Annotated in this window: 14 protein-coding genes; 7 read left to right on the top strand and 7 right to left on the bottom strand. The window is 32.0% G+C overall.

What is annotated here, in order from left to right:
- Positions 1-169: 169 nt before the first annotated feature.
- The 3 genes from WAF17_RS17545 (at position 170) to WAF17_RS17535 (ending at position 2,908) form a co-directional block, all read left to right on the top strand.
- A complete protein-coding gene (locus tag WAF17_RS17545) occupies positions 170-1,231 on the top strand; it encodes a hypothetical protein (protein WP_338762399.1) in 1,062 nt (353 codons plus the stop codon).
- On the top strand, positions 1,224-2,270 hold the full coding sequence (locus WAF17_RS17540; protein WP_338762396.1) for a VWA domain-containing protein: 1,047 nt from the start codon (positions 1,224-1,226) through the stop codon (positions 2,268-2,270). The genes WAF17_RS17545 and WAF17_RS17540 overlap by 8 nt, the downstream gene beginning before the upstream one ends.
- 281 nt (positions 2,271-2,551) lie before the next feature.
- Positions 2,552-2,908, top strand: coding sequence for a hypothetical protein (locus tag WAF17_RS17535; RefSeq protein ID WP_338762393.1), 357 nt, complete (start codon positions 2,552-2,554; stop codon positions 2,906-2,908).
- 73 nt (positions 2,909-2,981) lie between these two features.
- Here WAF17_RS17535 and WAF17_RS17530 read toward each other — a convergent pair whose 3' ends face one another.
- Positions 2,982-5,342, bottom strand: a complete 2,361-nt coding sequence (locus WAF17_RS17530; protein ID WP_338762390.1) for a peptidylprolyl isomerase — start codon at positions 5,340-5,342, stop codon at positions 2,982-2,984.
- Between the two features lie 208 nt (positions 5,343-5,550).
- Here WAF17_RS17530 and WAF17_RS17525 point away from each other — a divergent pair, with 208 nt between their 5' ends.
- Positions 5,551-8,247 carry a PAS domain-containing protein gene (locus WAF17_RS17525; protein WP_338762387.1) on the top strand — a complete coding sequence of 899 codons (2,697 nt, stop codon included), beginning with the start codon at positions 5,551-5,553 and terminating at the stop codon, positions 8,245-8,247.
- Positions 8,248-8,621: 374 nt separating this feature from the next.
- The gene (locus WAF17_RS17520) at positions 8,622-11,312 is read left to right on the top strand and encodes a PAS domain-containing protein (RefSeq protein ID WP_338762385.1); all 2,691 of its coding nucleotides are present in this window, start codon (positions 8,622-8,624) and stop codon (positions 11,310-11,312) included.
- 71 nt (positions 11,313-11,383) lie between these two features.
- On the opposite strand, the gene rocD is transcribed toward WAF17_RS17520, so the two are convergent.
- From rocD to WAF17_RS17500, 4 genes are all read right to left on the bottom strand, one after another.
- On the bottom strand, positions 11,384-12,634 hold the full coding sequence (gene rocD / locus WAF17_RS17515; RefSeq protein ID WP_338762383.1) for an ornithine--oxo-acid transaminase: 1,251 nt from the start codon (positions 12,632-12,634) through the stop codon (positions 11,384-11,386).
- A 123-nt stretch (positions 12,635-12,757) separates the two neighbouring features.
- Positions 12,758-13,258, bottom strand: a complete 501-nt coding sequence (locus WAF17_RS17510; protein WP_338762380.1) for a hypothetical protein — start codon at positions 13,256-13,258, stop codon at positions 12,758-12,760.
- Between the two features lie 9 nt (positions 13,259-13,267).
- Positions 13,268-14,179 carry a helix-turn-helix domain-containing protein gene (locus WAF17_RS17505; protein WP_338762378.1) on the bottom strand — a complete coding sequence of 304 codons (912 nt, stop codon included), beginning with the start codon at positions 14,177-14,179 and terminating at the stop codon, positions 13,268-13,270.
- A gap of 9 nt (positions 14,180-14,188) precedes the next feature.
- Positions 14,189-15,139, bottom strand: a complete 951-nt coding sequence (locus WAF17_RS17500; protein ID WP_338762375.1) for an SDR family oxidoreductase — start codon at positions 15,137-15,139, stop codon at positions 14,189-14,191.
- Positions 15,140-15,412: 273 nt separating this feature from the next.
- On the opposite strand from WAF17_RS17500, the gene WAF17_RS17495 reads away from it, so the two are divergent.
- Positions 15,413-17,155, top strand: coding sequence for a caspase family protein (locus WAF17_RS17495; RefSeq protein WP_338762372.1), 1,743 nt, complete (start codon positions 15,413-15,415; stop codon positions 17,153-17,155).
- An 86-nt stretch (positions 17,156-17,241) separates the two neighbouring features.
- On the opposite strand, the gene WAF17_RS17490 is transcribed toward WAF17_RS17495, so the two are convergent.
- Together WAF17_RS17490 and WAF17_RS17485 are read right to left on the bottom strand one after the other, a co-directional pair.
- A complete protein-coding gene (locus WAF17_RS17490; protein WP_338762370.1) occupies positions 17,242-18,297 on the bottom strand; it encodes a hypothetical protein in 1,056 nt (351 codons plus the stop codon).
- Between the two features lie 162 nt (positions 18,298-18,459).
- Entirely contained in the window at positions 18,460-19,563 is a 1,104-nt protein-coding gene (locus WAF17_RS17485; protein ID WP_338762368.1) for a porin, read from the bottom strand.
- Between the two features lie 69 nt (positions 19,564-19,632).
- On the opposite strand from WAF17_RS17485, the gene WAF17_RS17480 reads away from it, so the two are divergent.
- Positions 19,633-21,258, top strand: coding sequence for an NFACT RNA binding domain-containing protein (locus WAF17_RS17480; RefSeq protein ID WP_338762366.1), 1,626 nt, complete (start codon positions 19,633-19,635; stop codon positions 21,256-21,258).
- Positions 21,259-21,404: the final 146 nt, after the last annotated feature.

Genomic DNA, 21,404 nt, shown 5'->3' with positions numbered 1-21,404 from the left:
TAAAAAATGATTAACTTTCACTAATTTTCAAAAACCATTTGCACAAAAAAAGTTATTACCTTATTACAACTATTGCAAAAGGGGACACTATACATTAAGTTTGTAATAAAGAAAGAATTTGAATTTTAAACCTTTAGGGTTTTGATACCGTAGAAAGCAACGACAAAATATGAAAATAAATAAAAAATACTTTTTTTCTCTACTCATTTTATTTCTCTTAGTTGGAAATTTTACCTTTTGTAATTTTTCTAGTTTTGCACAAGATGATAAATTACCTACCATTACAGGTTCTTTTTCAAGAGATAGCCTAAAGGTTGGCAAACATATTCCTTTTAAAGTAATTTTTGTTCATAATTATGACCAAGAGGTAGTTTTTGCTGATTCTACTTATAACTTTGAGCCTTTTGAGTGGATAAAAACAGATGCTTTTCCTACACAAACTAATTCAAAAGGAATTGCGACGGATAGTGCAGTTTATTGGCTTCGAAGCTTCGAATTAGATACCATTCAAACGCTAAAACTTCCCGTTTTTGTCATCAATCAAAATAGTGGCGATACGCTCAAATACTTTACGGAGGTTTCTACCAAAGAAACTGATTTCGTTCTCTCAAAAGCCAATTTGCAGAACATGCTTCAAAAAGATAGTATTACATTTTATCAAAATACTACCTTTTTAGAAATTCCAAGATTTGTAAATTATCCGTTGTATGGGCTGATTATGGTAGTTTTGTTAGTTGGAATTATCTTGTTCTTTGTGTTTTTTGGAGAAAGTATCAGAAGAAGTTATCGTTTGAAACGTTTACAGAGCCAACACGAAAGATTTATACAAGAATATGCTAGTCAGTTACAACAAATTGAAAACCCAGAAGCTACTGACCATACATTAGGAATGTGGAAAGCTTATATCGAAAAGCTCAAAAATGAACCTTTTACTACTTATACCTCTAAAGAAATTTCTCGTCTTACCAAAAATGAATCTTTAGGAGAAAATCTGAAAGTGATTGATAGAGCTATTTATGGTGGGCAAATAGACAATAACACAGAACAAGCTCTACAAAATCTAAAAAATTACGCTATCAATATTTTTGAAAAACGTTTGGCAGAGCTTAGAGTAACTTCTGAAAATGAATTGAATCAAGAATCAAAAAGAAATAGATCTTCTGTTGTGAAAGCTCGTCGAAAAACAAACAGAAACATAAATAAGAAAATAAATAATAAAGAAAATGTTTGATAAATCAAGTTTTGAATGGTTAGATTTTAAATGGTTGACCTTAGAAACACTACAAAGTTTTGACTGGCAAAGTCCATTTTGGTTGTATGCTCTTATCGGAGTTCCTTTTTTATTTTTATTGAAATGGCTTATTTTTGTGCGTTTTCGTCAAAAATTAGAAGTTGCCTTTCCAGACCAAAACCTAAAGTCAGATTTTTGGACATTATTAAGACACGTCCCAAAAGTTTTTTTTAGCCTTTTCTTAATCTTTATTTTGATTGCCCTTGCTCGTCCTCAAAAAACATCTGAACAGCCTCCTGAACGTTATACCGAAGGAATTGATATTATGATTGTGATGGATATTTCAGAATCTATGCAAATTGAAGATTTCAAACCTAATCGTTTAGAAGCAGCCAAAATGGTTGCTAATAATTTTATAAAAGGACGTTTGCAAGACAGAATCGGAATTGTAGTCTTTGCTGGAGATGCTTTTAGTCTTGCGCCACTTACCACAGATTATGAGCTTTTGTATGGTTACCTAGAAGAAATTGATTTCAGAATGATACAAAAAGGAGGAACAGCCATTGGAAGTGCTATCGGAGTAGGCACAAACCGAATGCGAGACAGCGAAACCCAATCAAAAGTAATGATACTCTTGACAGATGGAGAAAGCAACGCAGGAACAATAGACCCAATTACGGCAGCCAAATTAGCACGTAAATACAACATAAAAATTTATACAATTGGAGTAGGAAAAGAAGGAAAAGTACCTTATCGAAATCGTTTCGGACAAGTGCAATACATCGACAATACGCTTGATGAAACTGTTATGAAACAAATTGCACAGATTACAGAAGGAAAGTTTTTTAGAGCGACTGATAACGCTTCTTTAGGAACAATTTTTTCTACGATTGACAAGCTAGAGCGTTCTGAAATCAAAGAAAATAAATTTACACTCACTAGAGATTATTATGAAATTTATCTGACGTGGGCATTTGTATTTTTGATTATTTGGTTGGGTTTGAAAAATACATTCTTGGTTAGTGCTTTGGAGGATTGATTTATTGGGGAATGGAGATTGGATATTAGGAAATGGGGAATTATACTACAAAGTTGTTTAAGAATAGAAAACTATATTTTCAAAATGAGTTTTCTATAGCAAATAGGTCAGTCCCGAAGGGCAGACCGTCTACTAAGGTTAGAAGTATCAACTGCAAAACGGTCTGCTCTACGAGACTGACCTGTTTAAAAGTAATTCTTAAACAGCTTCTACTAATAATAAAAGCATTTCACTTTGTATTTTCCTACAAAAAAAGTGTGTTTACACTAAAATAAAAAAGAATGATTACTCATATTCAAAAAAATATAAAAATTGAAGTAGATAGCTTTTTATATAGTTTAGTAAAAAAAGATTACTTTGATATTTCTTTATATAATGAGTTATTAAATGAATTGAACTGTCTAATAAAAACTAGAGATGATGAAGATATTATCTTTCTAAGAAAAAATATTAGTGGACTTATGAATTTTGTAAAAAATTTATTTGTTTTATATATCTCTCACAATGATGAAGATGATATAATTAATGTAGATGTTTCTGAGCTTGGTGATAATATAGATGATGAGAAAATTTACGAAACAGTACACATAATTGCTCATAAATTAATTGTTATAGCTGGTAAAATTGATAATATATAACACAAGAAAACACCTCATTCTGTCCCAAAAGATGAATAAAATAAGGTGTTTTTTTGAGCTAATGAAAATAATTTTACTTCTTATTCTTCAATAAAACAGCCTCCATTACTTTCTCGTCTGTACTGAACTCATATTTTTTACGTAATTCTTCAATCCATTCCTTTTCTAAGAATTGCTGATAATCAGAAATAACAACGCCACGAGTTTCTTCTAGTTTTTTCACTCTCGCAGGTTCAATTTCTTCAACAATTACATAATACATTCTACCATTGTTTTCAACGGTATAATCTCCTTTTTTGAAGTCTATTTCTGATAGAATTGGTTGTGCTTGTTTTTCAAAAAGTCCTTCCATTATTTCCAAACGAAGAGCATTTTCTTTGTTAAAACGATTTTCTAATAGTTTAGAGTCTGTTGTAAATATTTTAAGCTGAATAGTTGCTTTTGCTGCATTTGCACTTCCTATTTTTTGGGCTACAAAACGAACATTCGCAACACTTTCTTTTTTGAAATACTCCTTAATTGCATCAATACGGCTTTGCATCATTGCATCTGTTTCTCCTATTGCTTTTGCAGCTTCAACAGTCAAGACATAAGAAGGGTTTGTTTTGGCAGCTAATGCAAAAGGACCTAGTTTTTTGATTTGCGACTCCGAAAGTTTTATGTTTCTTCTATCAAACTCTAATTTTAAAGGCTGAAAATTATCTACTGCATAATAACCTAACTTCAGGCTATCTTTTAGCATAGAAAGTGTTTTTTGGTCGGCTGCATTGTAGATAGTTACTTTTGCACGGTCTTTCCAACGATAGTTTTCTTTGTTTTTATCATAAAATTCCATCAAACCCTCTTGGTCGGCTAGAGCTTTTGCCCAAACTTTTTGTTCCATTATCTTGAAAAGCAAAATTCCATCATAATATTCTTGCAATAAGAAACGGTATTCAGGATATTTTTTTGATAATAATTCTCTTTCGTTATCAATAATTTTTTGAGCTACAAAATTTTGATATTCTTCTCTCAAAAATGGCAATGCTTTTTCAGGAGCAGGAAGTTTGTTTCCCTCTTCCAAATAAGACACAAAATTATCTAAGGTATAGTTTTTTGTACCAACAGTAAATAAATTTTTATTCTTAGCTAGTTTTGGGTTTTGCATTTCAAAACGCTTGATTGTCCACATATTTGCCTTCTGAATCATCGAATCGGCTGCCATTTGCGTCAGAAACTCATCTGATTTTTTGTTTTGAGAAAAGCCATTTTCTTTTTTTAATTTTTCTATCAAAACAGCTTGTTGAATCTCGGCACGGGAATCCTTCGCTATTTTTTGTTGAAGAATTGGCTGCAAATCTTCAAAAGGTTCAATTGCATCTTTTTCTATCAAACGAGCAATATGCCATCCAAAAGCAGACTTGAAAGGTGCAGTAATTTCTCCTTTTTTGAGTGTAGATATTTTTTCTTCAAAGGGTGGAACAAGTGTTCCAGACGTAAACTCTGGGTTTCCATTATTAGTAAGCTGTCCTCCACGTTCTCTTGAGCGATAATCTTCCGAAAACTGTTTTGCTAGATTTTCAAAGAGTTCCTTTTGTTTTGCTTCATCAGTTATTTTCTCTAGTTGCGTATAAATTTCTTGAATTTTGCGATAAGCTTTTAGTGTATCTTCTGCAATCATTCCATCAGAAGAACGAATCATAATATGCGCCAACTGAACTTTTCCTAAAGATGGTTTTTTGTCAGTAACTTTCAAGATATGATATCCAAAACGAGTACGTACAATCTCCGAAATTTTTCCTTCTGGAGTATTATAAGCTGCTGTTTCGAAAGGATAAACCATTTGAAGCGAAGAAAAATAATATAAATCTCCTCCATTTATTTTACCTGAAGGGTCATCAGAATAAGTATTTGCAAGTTCTGCAAAATTTTCTCCTGCCACAGCCTTTTTTCTAATATCTTGAATTTTTTTGTAAGCTGCCAACGTATCCTCTGGATTAGCATATTGCTCTACCATAATTAGAATATGAGAAGCACGAACCGATTCATTTAGGCGAGAATAAGCTTCTTTTACTAGTTTTTCACTTACATTTTTTGGCGTAAGATACGGCTCGGCAAGTTGATTTTTATAGATTTCAAATTCCTTTTTAAAAGCCTGTGAAGTATCCATTCCAAGCTCTTTTGCTTCCTCTACTTTGAGTTTGAAATTGATATATAAATCTAAGTATTCTTGAATTTTTTCTCTATTCCAAAGGCTATCTTCAGCTGTGGAATTATTTTTTTGATAGAGATATTCAAATTCATCTGCCGAAACAATTTGGTCATCTATTTTTAAAAGTGTTGGAGATTGTGGGTAGTTTATTTTATTAGAAACTGTTTTTGGCGAACAAGCAATAAAAAATAGCAGTGCAAAAACAGAAAATAATGTAGAAATTTTAGTTAATAACGTATTCATTTTCTTTTATTTTGTGTAAAAATTTGACGCTGCAAAAGTACGAATCTTTTTGCATTGTTTGAAGTTGATTTTTCAAAATAATATTCACTAATTCTAAACTAATAGACTAGATTCTAGTTACAAAGATGTTTGATAAGGGAAAGAATAGCTATATTCTTTATTTTTTGCTTATCATTTTATTTTTTAACCTTTCAAAGAAAAACAGTCGTTGAGTAGCATAAATAAAAAACGCTATATTTTAGGAGGCTTTTTGTTTGGTCTTCTTTTTCCTTTTTTCTCTTGGATTCTTGATGGATTATTCTTCCATGAAATGAATTTGGGATGGAAAATGGTTGTGCGTCTTCATTCTCAAAACCCAATACACTTTGTTATTGACTCTGCTCCCTTTATTTTGGGAGGTGCTTTTGGTACGATTGGTTTTTATATAGATAAACTTAAAGAAAACGACCTTCTTCGTCATAAAAATGTTGCTGATTATAGTGAAGAAAATAAAGCTATTATAAAACGTATGCAACTAGCAAATACGATTTTCCCTATCGTTATTGGTCTTATATTGACAGTTGGTTTTCTTTTGCTAAGAGATTTTTCAAATGAAGAACAAGACGATATACAATTGATAAAAATAGCAGCCAATCAAAAAACCCTTAGTCAAAAAATATTATATCATGCTAGTAGAATTCCTTTTACAGAAAAAAAAGAAAAAATAAGATATACAGATTCGCTATCAGTTGCCTTTAAAAATCTAAAAGAGGGATACAAAAACCTTACTCAACAATCTACTACTTTAGGGATAGACAACGACCGTCAAAACTTACCCATTCCACAAAACAAAATGGACACCTTAGCTTCTAGTTATGAAAATATAATCATACAAGTTAATGAGCTTTTGAATCCTGTTTTTGTAGTCGATAATGTAGATTCTTTAAGTCTTCAAGCCCACGAAATTCAAACTCTAAAGCGTTTGGAAATGAATCAAGACGAGTTTCTTTTTATCATGCAATCGATTATTGATAGATACGAAAAAGATGCAAAAAGTAAGATTGTTACTCTGACAGTAATACAATTTGTAGTCGTTATTATTATTATGTTATTTGTAATTGCTTTGGCTCTCTTTGGTCTAAAACCATTAATAAGAAAAGTAAAAGATGCATTTTTTGATGTAGAAGAAGCTAACACAAAGTTTTTGGCAAAAAACGAAAGGTTGGAAGCCTCTCAAAGAGAATTAAAAGTAAATGCAGAGGAGTTACAATCGATGAATGATAATTTGTTGTTGGCACAAGGTGAAATTGAGAGAAAACAAGACTTACTTAATCGTGCTGAGAAAATGGCTAAATTAGGTAGTTTTGTTTGGAATTTGAATAATCAAGAGATTGACCACTCTGATAACCTTCCTTCTATTTATGGATTGGACAACAAAAAAGCATTTACTTTAGAAATTTTCAAAAAAATTGTACACCCAGAAGACTACAAAATTTATCAAGAGCAACTTTCAGAAGCTACATCAAAAAAACAAAAAGAAGTTACCATTTATTATAGAGCCAAACCTAACCACTCTTCTGAACAGGAAAAATGGAAACATTATCGTGCTTTTTCCTTAATCAATTACAACGACCGAGAAGAACCTTATCTACTTATCGGAACAGTACAAGATGTAACACAAGAGGTGGAGCAAAATAAAAAAGTAAAAACTCTTTTTGATAATGTAGAAAAAAATAAGGAGCTTTTGGAAGAGTCTCAACTGTTAGCTAAAATAGTGAGCTATGATATGAGGGTTGATTCTGAAGAAATACAATGGTCAGAAAGTTTTTCAAATGTTTTTCAAGTAAACGAACAAGAAATTCCTAGCTCATTAGAAGAATTCAGAAGTTGGATAGCCCCAAATGACTTAGATAGAGTAACACAAAAATGGAAAAAAGCTATCAAAACTCAGAAAAAGTTTAGTGAGATATACAGATTAGATTTGCCCAACAAAAAGACACTTTATCTGAAAGAAGAAGCCTTTCCTTCTTTTGATGACGATGGAATATTGATTAGTAAACGAGGAAGTCTGCAAGACATTACAAAATCTGAAATTTCTAGGCTTGCGAATAAACAAAAATCAATTCAAATAAAGCAACAGAATGAAAAGTTTTTATCTAGTGTAAATTATGCACAACGTATTCAGTTTGCATTATTAGGTAATATAAGGGAGATGAAATCTATTTTTGAAGATGCTTTTATTTTCTTTACTCCAAAAGATATTGTTTCGGGAGACTTTTATTGGTATGCAAAAGTAGATAATTGTAAGGTTGCTATTGTAGCTGATTGTACAGGGCACGGTGTTCCAGGAGCTTTTATGTCTTTATTGGGAATAACCCTTCTCAATGAAATCGTCAAACATCATAGGATAACGACTCCAAGTGATATTTTGGATAGACTACAACAAGAAATTAAAGATATTTTAAAACAAAAAACAACAGGAAATAAAGATGGAATGGATATTTCTGTTGCTACAATTGATGATGAAAAAGGAATTTTGGAGTTTGCAGGAGCAAAAAACCCTCTTGTCTATATGCACAAAAAACGAAAACGAGGTGGAGAAAAAGCAAATATGACGGTCATAAAAGGAGATAACCTTTCGATAGGAGGAAGAAGCCAAAAAGTTGAAGAAAAAAAATATACCAATCACATTATTGATTTGGAAGAAGTAGAAGCTTTTTATTTATATTCAGACGGTTATCAAGACCAATTTGGAGGAGAAGAAGGAAGAAAGTTTATGTCTAACCGTTTTCGTAGTCTTTTATACGATACTTCTACTTCCTCTATGTTGCATCAGCGTAGAGCCTTAAAAATGACATTGCTAGAATGGACAGGGGCAGAGCAAAAACAGATTGATGATATTTGTGTGGTCGGAATTAAAACATAAAAAAACGACTTCTTTTCAAGGAGTTATTTTTTTGATAAAGGTATTCAAATTCATCTAGTAAAACAGCTTGTTTACCTATTTTAGACGTATTGACAACCGAGGATAATATATTTTTTTAGAAACTGTTTTAAGTAAAAAATAGTCGCATAAAATGGAAAATAGAGCAAAATAATTGACTAAAACTTGTTCATTTTATTTTTTTTGTATAAATTCAGAACGAAAGCATGAATCTTTTTGCATTGTTTGAGTTGAAACTTAGAAATTATGTTCTAATCTAGCTTTACTACCCAAAAAGTAGTTATATTTGTAATTGAAAAGGAGTTATTTAGTTATTCCTTTTCCTTAGTATAATCTGTTTCAAAAACTTATATGAATTGAGTTCAAATACACAACGTTATATACTAGGAGGTTTTTTGTTTGGTCTCCTTTTTCCTTTATTTTCTTGGATTCTTGATGGGCTATTTTTCAATCAAATGGATTTGAGTTGGGATATGGTAGCTCAACTGCATACCCAAAATCCTATACACTTTGTTATAGATTCTGCCCCATTTGTTTTAGCTGCTGCTTTTGGCACTATAGGATTTTACATAAATAGACTAAAAGAAAGTGATTTATTAAGACATAGCAATCTAGAAAACTATAATCAAGAAAATAAGAAAGTTATAAAACGAATGAGAATTGCGAATACTATTTTTCCAATTCTGATTTCAATAATGTTGGTAATAGGTTTTTTAGTATTACAAGATTTTTCAAACAAGGAACAAGATGATGTCTATTTGATAGAGTTAGCAGGAAAGCAGCGCTCTCTTAGCCAAAAAATTCTCTATCATACCAATAAGATTCCTTTTGCAGTTCCTTATCAGAAAGAAAAATATTCTGACTCCCTCTACTTAGACCTAAATAACTTAAAAGAAGATAATAAACACCTCATTAAAAGTATTTCTAAACTAGAAGAAAATTACTACAACCCTCGTGTAATTCAAAACTTATTACAATCCTTACAAAAAAGTCAGCAAAACATAATCAAAAAAAGTAATCTACTTTTGGATACAGCTTTCTCTATTCAGAATGCTGACTCTTTAGCTCTCCAAAGTCAAGCCAATCAAATATTAGCAGACTTAGAAAATAATCAATACCTGTTTTCTTCTGTAACGAAGTCTATCATAACTATTTACCAAGAAGAAACAAAAGGTAAATTTACACGCTTAAAAATAATACAGTTTGTTGTAATATCAACCATTATAATATTCATAATTGGTTTGTCTTTGTTCGGCTTGAAACCAATTATAGATAGGGTTAAACAAGCCTTTTTTGATGTAGAAGAAGTCAATAGTAAATTTTTGTCGAAAAATGAAACCCTTGAAACCTCTCAAGAAGAACTAAAAATCAATTCAGAGGAACTTCGTGCTATCAACGATAATTTAGTCTCAGCTCAAAAAGAAATTGAACAGAAACAAGACTTACTGAACCGAGCTGAAAAAATGGCTAAAATGGGTAGCTTTTTTTGGAATCTCAAAACGCAGATTATAAATCATTCAGATAACCTCCCCTCTATTTATCGTTTAGAAAAAGGAAAAGCTGTTACATCAGAAACTTTTAGAGAAATTGTGCATTCTGATGACTATGAAATCAATCAAGAGCAACTTGCAAAAGCAGCCCATAAACAAAAAAAGGAGTTACTGACACATTACCGAGCAAGACCTCCTCACCTACCTAAAGAGGAGGACTGGAAACACTACCGAGCTTTTTCTGTAATTACTTATAACGATGCTGGAGAGCCTATTTTACTTGTCGGAACAGCTCAAGATGTTACGAAAGAAATAAAGCAAAATAAAAAGGTTGAAATCCTTTTCAAAAATCTACAAAAAAATAAAGAGCGATTAGAAGAATCTCAGATATTAGCAAAAATAGTGAGTTATGATATGGATGTTGGGTCTGATAAGATAGAGTGGTCAGATAGTTTCAAAACTATTTTTAATGTTGATAAAGAAAATATTCCTACCTCTTTATCAGACTTTAGAAATTGGATATATCCACAAGATTTGGAAAGAATAAAGCAAAAATGGGAAGATGCCATCAACTCTCATGGCAGATTTAATGAAATATATAAACTTCAAATACCTAATAAGGGTATGGTATATATAAAAGAAAAAGCATTTCCATCTTTTGATGAAAATGAAAAATTCATAGGAAAGTGGGGTACATTACAAGACATTACAAAAACTGAAATATCTAGGTTAAATAGCGAACAAAAATCGCTTCAAATAAGACAACAGAATGAGAATTTTCTATCCAGTATGAATTATGCAAAGCGTATTCAATCTGCTTTGTTGGGAAATGCTAATGACCTAAAATCTATCTTTAAAGACTCTTTTATCTACTTTGCGCCAAAAGATATTGTTTCAGGAGACTTCTATTGGTATGCTGAAGTAGAGCAGCGTAAAATTATCATTGTGGCTGACTGTACAGGTCATGGCGTTCCAGGAGCTTTTATGTCTTTGCTTGGTATTACACTTCTGACTGAAATTGTCAAACATCATAAAATAACAACTCCAAGCGAAATTCTCAATGAACTACAAAAAGAAATTACAGATATTTTGAAGCAAAAAAGAACTGGCAACAAAGATGGAATGGATATTTCTATTGCTGTTATAGATGAGGATCTAAAAATTTTGGAATTTGCAGGGGCGAAAAACCCACTTGTTTATATACATAAAAAGCGAGGTGGCGACACACAAGAAGAAAACATGACAGTGATAAAAGGAGATGCTTTGTCAATAGGAGGACGGAATAAAAAGATAGAAGCCAATAAATATACTAACCACGTTATCAATTTAGACGATGTAGAGGTATTTTATTTATATTCAGATGGTTATCAAGACCAGTTTGGGGGAACAAATAAACGTAAGTTTATGTCAAAACATTTTCGTAGTCTTTTATATAAAACTTATACAGAAGATTCAATGTCAATTCAACGAAAAGCCTTAAAGACAAATTTGAGGGACTGGATGGGAAGAGGTCAAAAACAAATTGATGATATTTGTGTGATTGGAATTACAGTTTAAAAATCCATAAAAAAAACGAATTTCAATCAGATTGAAATTCGTTTTTTATTCAGACTTTAAACTTCAAAGACTTACTTCTTAAAATTCAGAATTGTATCTTCAATAATCTGACAACATTCTAATAACTGTTCTTCAGTCATTACGAGTGGTGGCGCAAAACGAATGATATTTCCGTGTGTCGGTTTGGCAAGAAGTCCATTTTCTTTCAAGGCAACACAAATATCCCAAGCCGTTGAACTATCTGGAGAGTCATTTATTACAACAGCATTCAAAAGTCCTTTTCCACGAACAAGATTTACCAATTCTGATTTATCAGCAAGTTCTGACATTTTCTGACGAAAAACTTTACCCAACTCCTCTGCTCTTTCAGATAGATTTTCATTTTTTACTACTTCTAGTGCTGCCATTGCAACTTCACACGCCAAAGGATTTCCACCAAACGTAGAACCATGTTCTCCCGGTTTGATGGTAAGCATAATTTCGTGGCTAGAAAGAACTGCCGAAACAGGAAAAACACCACCAGAAAGAGCTTTACCTAAAATGAGAATGTCTGGCTGAAAACCTTCGTGGTCGCAACACACTAATTTTCCAGTACGTGCAATTCCTGTCTGAACTTCGTCAGCAATAAAAAGTACATTCTTAGACTTACAAAGCTCATATGCCTTTTTCAAATATCCTTCATCTGGGACAACAACACCAGCTTCTCCTTGTATTGGTTCTACCATGAAACCAGCTACATTTGGGTCTTCCAATGCTTTTTCCAATGCTGCCAAATCATTGTACTTTACGATTTCAAACCCTGGTAAGTAAGGACCGTAATCGCTATATGCACTTGGGTCTGTTGATGAAGAAACGGCTGCAAGTGTACGCCCCCAAAAGTTATTTTCTGCAAAAAGTATTTTGGCTTTATTCTCTTCTATTCCTTTTACTTTGTATGCCCACTTACGACACAATTTAATTGCTGTTTCTCCTCCTTCTACACCTGTATTCATTGGCAAAACTCTATCATAACCGAAAAACTCAGTCATAAATTTTTCGTAATTTCCCAACACATTATTATAAAATGCACGAGAAGTAAGGGTAAGTTTTTGAGCCTGTTCTGTTAGAGCTTTTATAATATGTGGATGACAATGTCCTTGATTTACAGCACTATAAGCTGAAAGAAAATCATAATACTTTTTTCCATCAGTATCCCAAACATAAACGCCTACACCTTTTTCCAAAACTACTGGAAGTGGATGGTAATTGTGCGCTCCGTAATTATCTTCTAAATCTATAAATTTCTGCTGTCCTGCTGATACATTTTGTGTCTCTGTAACCATATTTAATTGTGTTTATGTTGTGATGTAATTGATTCAGCCTAAAATTACTCAAAAGTTAGTACATGAACAATTACGATTCACAACAAATATTACCACAATAAATTTTAAACTCCTTCTGTCTTCTTATTTGCTAAATAGTTCTAATTGCTGTCTGTAGTTTTCAATTCTTGCATGAGCTGTTCCATCTATTAATAAAATGACTATCAGCATAGCAATCGTTGTAATACTGACTGCTCTCCAAGTTGGAGTATTTACAAAAATGATTAGTAAAGTAGCTAAGATAATTATAATTGGAATAGCTTTAAAAACGATTGTTTGATATTCCTTTAACGTCTTTTCAGTGCGTACCATTTCTGATTCTACAAACGCAGTAGCATTGGTAGTATAATCTTTTTCAAACTGACTGACTCTTTGAATATTTGTGTAAAGTAAACCACTACCAATTATGAGTAATAGTATTCCTGCTACAAAAGTTGGAATAATATAGGCTCTAGCAATGTCTGTTTTTCCTAGTTGCCAAAATCCAATACTTGCGATTAAAAATAATATTGCAAAAAAGATAAAAAATCGTGTTGAGAAGATTTCAGATTTTGCCCATTCGGTAGCTAATTTTAATATTTCCATAGTTTATATTTAGTTTAGTTTGTGTTTTTCTCTGTATTCTGTTGGACTTATGCCTTCTTTCTTTTTAAAAAACCTTGAAAAGTAAGGTGGGTATTCAAAACCTAACTCGTAAGCTACCTCTGAAATACTCTTATCGGGTTGTAATAGAATATCTTTTGCTTCATTTATTAAATACAAATGCAGATGTTCTGTGGTGGTCTTGCCTGTTTCTTTTTTAAGTGTATCGCTCAAATATCGCTGCGAAACTGACATTTTATTTGCTATCTGTTCTATACTTGGTATTCCTTTTTCTTGTAGCTCTCTTGATTCAAAATATTTAGATAAATAAAGATTAAATTTCTCTAATAAATCATTTGATAATTCTTTCCTATTTATAAATTGCCTTTCATAAAAACGGTTCGCATATTTCAATAATGTATCTAGTTGAGAAATAATAATTGATTTACTGAAAGCATCTTGATTATTTTGATATTCGATTTCAATATTTTCAACAATCAATTCTATTTGCTTTTCCTCTTTTGGAGAAAGATGCAATGCTTCATTGGTTGAATAAGAAAAGAAACCATACCTTTTTATCTGCTGTGCTAGTTCTGTTCCTTTCAAAAAATCTTCATGAAAATTTATTGAAGCCCCTTTTTGCTCAAAAACTACGCTGTTATCCCACTGTAATACTTGCCTTGGTGAAATAAAAATCAAAGCACCATTAGTAAAATCATACTTTGTTCTTCCATAATTTAAGTTTCCAGCTACATGTTTTTTCAAACTAATAGAATAGCAGTCGTTTGTAATGGGTGGCGAACTCTCTCTTGGACAAGGCAAATAAGTATCTCCTTTTGAGTTGAATACACTCAACATAGGATGCTCTAGACAAGGTAGCCCCAAATAATCTAAATACGATGATAACGTTTTGAAGTGTTGCATGTTATTGATTTATATATTCCATTTTACTCCTGTTTCTTTTTCTGAAATTTCCCATAGCCTCTTAGCCACAGCTTTATTTTTTGCATGGGGTTCTAACTTATGCGCTCCGACTGCACCTACCCAGTTATTTCTTCCTGTTGGACCATAAAAACCTTTTTGCTCTAAGTCTTCTTCGGTAGCACACATCAACTGTGGATAAGCACCTTTTTCTGCCGACTGTGTGAGTGGTGATAGTTTCATCAGACCAAAAATAATTCTCATCATCAGACTTCCACTGGTGCTAATAAGAGAAGTTCTGGAAGAACCAGGATGACAAGCATATGCCTTAACCTCCGTCTTATGTGCTTTTTTCAGTCTCTCCTGCAACTCATAAATAGACATAATTTGTGCTAGTTTGCTTTGGCTATAAGCATTATTAGGTGTATAATCTTTATCCCAATTCAAATCATCAAATTTAATGGTTTTGATTCCCATATCATATCCCATACTGCCTACCGTTACGATACGTCCTTTAGATTTTTCAATACGTGAAAATAGTAAGGCTTGTAAAGTAAAATGTCCAAAATGGTTTACACCTAATTGACTTTCCCAACCGTCCACAGTTAGTTGTTGTTTAGGTACTTGAGCAATAGCAGCATTACAAATAAGTACATCTATTTGAGGAGCTATTTTAAGAACTTCATTGGCTGCTTTTTTTACTGAGCTTTGCTCTGCCAAATCCATTTGTATAGCTATAACATCTATATCATTACCAAGGTCTTTTTTTAGGGCTGTTATAGTTTCTGCTGACTTTTTTGGATTTCTGTTTAGCATCACAACTTTTCCTCCTTTTGAAAGCAATATTTTTGCTGCTTCAAACCCTGTACCACTTGTAGTACCTGTGATGACGTATATTTTGCCCTCTAAATTTCCTATTCTATCAGGTGTCCATCCTTTTTTCCCAAACTGATTTGATTCCATTTTCGTCTATTTTATTGTTTAAAATTAATAAAACAAAAGTAGATGAAAATTGCACTTCGCTTATTATACAGATTTACGAATCTTGTACACTTTTTGGTTTTTCAAGTTCATTTTACTTTTTCAAACCTTTTTGCATATTATTTGCGTAAGATAAGAATAAATAAGAAAGCCTTTTTTATAGACGAATACCAATTTTTATTCGTTAAATAAGTAAATAGTATAGATAAAGTTCTGATATTAATAACTACCCAGCTCAAAATAAATTTTACTCTTATGCCCAATTTTCCTTTAACTTCTATTTTAATAACTCTTCTGTTATTAATTTTTACTCAAAGCACAAGTTTTGCCCAATACGACACACACTACCTCAAAAGTGGAAATCAAGCATTAGTGCAAAAAAATTATGTACAAGCTGAAACTGATTACACAACCTCTCTGAAACACAACAGCAGAAATATGGAGGCTTATCTGCAACGAGGAATAACTAGGTGGCATTTGAAGAAATACAAAGACGCAATTTCAGATTTAGATAGAGCAATTTTATTTAATTATAAGTTAGCTGAGACAAATCTATGGAAAGGAAAGAGTTATTATTCAATGGATTCGTATAAAGAAGCTATTACTTATTTTGATAAAGCATTAAAACTCAATAAAGAAAAAGATTCTCAACTCAATGCAGAAATTTATGAATATAAAGGTTTTGCTTATCAGAAATTGAATAATTCAGATAAAACAGAAAAGAATTTTAGATTAGCTTTGGGAGAAGGAAGTAGCAATTCAGCAGAAATAAACTACAAACTAGCAACCATCAATTTTTTAAATAAAAAGTATGAAGCAAGCCTAAAAAACCTTCAAAAAGCAAGACAACAAGGACACCCAAACCGTGCAGAAATTGCAAAGAAAATTGTAAAACTTGACCAACTTATTGCAGAAGAAAAAAAGGCAAATGAACAAAAAGAAGTAAAATTTCATTTTCAAAATCCAAGTTCTGCAAATTCACTTACTGCCACAGTTTCACAATCATTTTTTGATTTGGAGGTTTGTTTAGAATCTGAGCTAATGGTAAATGAAGTAAAAGTTTTTGTAAATAATAAAGAACAAGACCCAATTAGAGGACTAACTGTAACGCCAAGTACAACGTGTGCAATCACAGTAAAAAGAAAAATTCCATTACAAAACGGAACAAATGAGATTCGTTTGGAAGCAACAACAGCACAAGGAACTTTTTTCTCAAATAAAGCAACTGTTACTTTTTCTACGCCTAACCGCACAGAAAACGTACTAGCTTCTATGCCAAGAGTTTGGGCTGTTGTGGTAGGTGTGGCGAGTTATACGGCTATGCCAACGCTGCGTTATTCGGATGATGATGCGTATCAAATGTATGCCTTTTTGAAAAGCCCAGAGGGTGGCGCACTTTCTGACAATCAAATCACACTTTTAGTGGATGAAAATGCAACAAAATCACAAATTATTAATTCTCTAAATCAAAAATTTCAAGCTGCATCTGAAAATGATTTAGTGATTTTTTATTATGCTGGACACGGTTTGGAAGGTTCGTTTATTCCCTACGATTACAACGGAACAGAAAGCACAAAACTTTTACACAAAGACGTGCAAGATATTTTTACAAGCTGCAAAGCAAAGAATAAACTCTTTATTGCAGATGCGTGTCATTCGGGAAGCAGTAGCGAAAATTTGCGTGGAAATGTAAAAGCTACAATGGACAAATATTATCAAGCACTTGCCAAAACTTCGGGAGGAACAGCACTTATGATGTCATCGAAAGCAGAAGAAACTTCACTTGAAAACAAGACCATTCGCCAAGGAGTATTTAGTTATTATTTGATTCGTGGTTTGAAGGGAGAAGCAGATTTTAATGCTGATAAAATTGTTTCGGTAAGAGAACTTTTTGATTATGTCCAAACACAAACTCGTCAATATACAAACTACCGTCAGAATCCAGAGTTATACGGACTTTTTGACCCAAATATGCCGATTGGTGCTGTGAGGAAATAAAAATCAATTACGGATTACGGATTACGGATTACGGATTAAAAATTACGAAAAACTCAAGCAGAAATGTTTGAGTTTTTTTGTTCGAATTATTGCTCAATAATCAATGTCGTTTCATGATTGTCTTCAGGATTTATTTTTGTTACTTTTATGTGATAAACTCCTGTTTTCCGACTTCTAAAAATAAACCTTTCCTCTCCATTTTTAAACTCAAATTCTTGGAGATTATATGGTGTTCCATCTTCTGTAATTTCTACTTTTATTGATTCGCCACACCCTTTTGTTCTGAGAAAGTAGGTTGTATCTTCAATAAATACTTTTGTGATTTTATTTCCTTCTTTACTAATTTGGTGCAAGGATATTATTTTGAGCTTTGCCTTTCTGCTTTCTGAAAGTTTAAAATACAAACCAAATACAGCAATTTCGTCTTCTACATAACTTGTAGCTTCTAAGTAGTAGATTCCTGTATCTTCACATTCAAAAATAAATTCTTTATCATTTATCTTTGGATAAAACTCTATAATTTTTTCTTCGTTTCTAGCTTTGTACAACTTTAGTGTTGCTGCTCCTTTTTCAAGTTTAAATTTATATGTTGTTCCTTTACTAAATACACAAGTATGTCTGAGTATTCCATTCTTAAATAAACGTGTATTTCTCTCATGTGGAGACTTATAATTTCTAATAAAAACATATTCCTCTTTCTCATTTATTTCATTTTTCAAATCTTGCAAAGCCACCACAAACAGAGAAGAATTAGGAAAACGTTTGCCTTCTAGTTTCAAATTATATCTTCCTGTATTTTGACATTCAAAAATTATAGTCTTAGTGCGATAAGAAGAATCTCCATAACTAATTTTATTTGTTGCTATAATTTCGGATTGAGAATCAAGTAAAATCATATCAAAATAGCGTTTAGAAAAATACTGAAACTTATACTTTTTTCCTCCCTCTAAATTCAATTCTAAAGTAGATTTTTTGTTGATTTTATAGATATTTTCTATTTCATAATCAGCTTGAATACTGTTTGTAATCAATTCATTCTGTTTTTCTTCTTCAAAAACGCTTTTGTAGGGTTTACAACTTCCTAAAAAGGAAATTATCAAAAGTAGAATAAAGAGAGTTTTGTATCTTGATTGAATAAACATAGATTTATATTTTGATAAAACTAATGAAAACTTTGTCAGTAGTTACTTTGGTAACCCAAAATAACTCTGACAATAGTTTGGTGGAAAAGTGTTTATTTTTTTAAACTATTGACAGCCTTGTGAAAGGACTGTCAAAGTTGAAAAAATGTTTGAAACGTGTTTCTAAAAACTAACAGCCAAAGCACTTCCCAAAAAGGAGTTTGTAGAAACTAATTCATTATCTCTTAAAAAATAATCATTTCTATTATTCAAACTGCGATATTCTACTCGCCAAAGTAAATTGTCAGTAATAGAATAATCAAAATTGAGAGAAAAACCTGTTGCTTCAAAACTATTTTGATTAATATTTGGGACAATAACTCCATTCTCATCATTATAATGCTCTACTCGTGCAGCAAAGGCTATTTTTTCGGAGGGTTTGTACCTTGCTATCAAAATAGGCGAATACCATGTACTGTACTCTGAACTTCCCTTCTCTTTTTGCTCTGCTCCAATATCAAATCCTGCAATGATTCCAAATTTTTCAGAAAAATCAATTTGTGTAAAGAAGTTATGGAAATAACGCATCTTTTTCTCTGCCGTTGGGTAGTCATTTCCTACAAAAGAACTACTATTGAGCGTTATTTTTTCTGTTGGAGAGAATGTAATTTGATGCCCAAAAGCTACTGTTTGATTTCCATCTACTCGCTGAATGCGCTGCCAACCATTGAGTAAAAGTCCAGATAAAAACCATTTTTCATTATCAGATGTATAAGAAACTTTGACTCCACTTTCATAATAAGGAGAATTTTCGGCTAACAAGCTGCGTGTCATATTCCAACAGTCTTTTCCAATTGCACTCTCAAAGCCAATATGTGCGCTAAAAACTCCTGCATCAAGCCATAATTTTTTATTTTTTGAAAGCCGAGTTCCTATATATGCCTCATAGATATTTCTCAAAACGCCCTCTTCTGCTGCCAAATTTATATTTGAGTACGTTCCTGCCATCAGTCCAAGTCTGGCACGAACATTTTTAGTTTCATAATCAGCTTGAATCAACCCTAAATTCAAAGCCAATTCATTATGACGATGATAAGCATAAAAAAATTCTGGACGGACATGGTTTTCAGGTTCGTTAAAATCATAAATGTAATACGTTTCTAAATAAGCACTAAGCTGTATTTTGGGGAGGTTTGTAGATTTTTTTTCTATGCTTGTACTGTCCGTTTGAGCAAAGAGTGAGACTGAAATAGATAAAAAGAAAAAAAATAAAAGTAGTTGTCGCATCTTTTTTGGATTTTTGGAGTTGTATAAACTACAAAGTAAAAATTTTAGATTAGATTTTATAAAAAAATAATGCAGAATAATTATTATTTCATTCGTGCGCTTTCATTAGAGCTTTCTAAGCAGATTATAGGACTTGAAATTGCAACCATTTTTTCACAGAATAAAAACGAATTATTGATAGGTCTTATTGATAATGACAATCCAGAAACTGAATTTTGGATTCGTGCTACCTTTACACCAGAACTTACCACACTTTCTTTTCCTCAAACTTTTGCACGAGCAAAGCGAAATAGCATAGACCTTTTTGAGTCTGTTATTGGAAAGAAAATCACAAGTATTCGTCAGTTTAATAATGAACGAGCTTTTGGGATAGAATTAGAAGGAGAGCATAAAGAAAATCACACTTTGTTATTCAAATTATTTGGAAGTCGTTCGAATATAGTTTTATTTTCTCCAAGTGAAGAAGACAAAAACACACAAGAAATTGAAGCTATTTTTCAACATAAACTACAAGCTGATTGGGAAATAATTTATGATGACTTGGATAGAAGTATAGAACAGGAAAAAGAAGATTTTATAGAAAATGGAATCAAAATAACCTTTCCTACTTTTGGAAAAGATGTTTTGAAATATTTAGATAATAGGGTAACAGATACAGAAAATAAGAATTTATATTGGCAAGAAACTGAAAAATTAATTAGTTATTTTGATAAAATAGAAGAACTAGATTTTTATGTATTCTTGAAAAAAAATGATGTAAAATTATCCATTCTGAATCCGACAGAGTTTATCAAAGATGCTCAAATTCTACACAAAACAAATGGTGTTTTAGAAGCCTGTAATTTATTTTATATGGAATTTTCAAGGCGATATTATTTGCATAAAGAAAAAAATGCAGCCTTAAAAGCAATTGAAAAACGTCATCGTCAAACCAAAAATTATATAGACAAAACACTAAAAAAAATAGAGAAAGTAGAAAATACGATGCGTTATGAAGAATTTGGGCATATTTTGATGGCAAACCTTCACGCCGTAGAACCTCGTTCAAAATCAGTAGAGTTATTTGATTTTTATAAAAATGAACAAATTACAATTCCACTGAAAGACCATCTGACACCACAAAAAAATGCCGAACTTTTTTATAGAAAAGGAAAAAATCAAAAACTAGAAATTGATAACTTGTATCAGAATTTAGAAAAAAAAGAAGAGCAACTCAAAACATTAGAAAGTCAGTTGCAAGACATAGAAAACTTCGAATCGCTCAAAGAAATGCGAAAGTATTTAAAAACTAATAAAATAAAAGTTAGTAATTTACAAGAAAATGAACCCGATGAGCTACCATTCAAAGTTTTTGAATATCAAGATTTTCAGATTTTGGTAGGGAAAAATTCCAAAAATAACGATTTACTCACTCAAAAATTTGCATACAAAGAAGATTTATGGCTTCATGCTCGTGGCGTGGCAGGTTCGCACGTTGTGATAAAATACCGAGCAGGAAAACCATTTCCAAAGTCAGTTATTGAAAAGGCAGCTAGTTTGGCAGCCTATTATTCCAAACGAAAAACGGATTCACTTTGTCCTGTCATCGTAACACCTAAAAAATATGTCAGAAAGCCAAAAGGTGCAGCACTTGGAGCAGTTGTCGTCGAAAGAGAAGATGTTGTGATGGTTGAACCGAAGGGGTTTGAGGGTTAGGAATTGGAGATTGGAGATTGGGTAAATGACTGTTTTTAGGTAATTCAAGCTATGTCACCAGTGGTGACAACAGTTAGTTTTTATAAAACTCACACCAGTAGTGCGAGAAATTAAAGGCAAAAAATTATTAAAATTAGAAAAGAAAT

The organism is Bernardetia sp. ABR2-2B, from assembly GCF_037126435.1.
In the GTDB taxonomy this organism is placed as follows: Bacteria; Bacteroidota; Bacteroidia; order Cytophagales; family Bernardetiaceae; genus Bernardetia.
The sequence above is the reverse complement of the archived record's forward strand: the minus strand, read 5'-3'. Positions and strand labels throughout refer to the sequence as shown.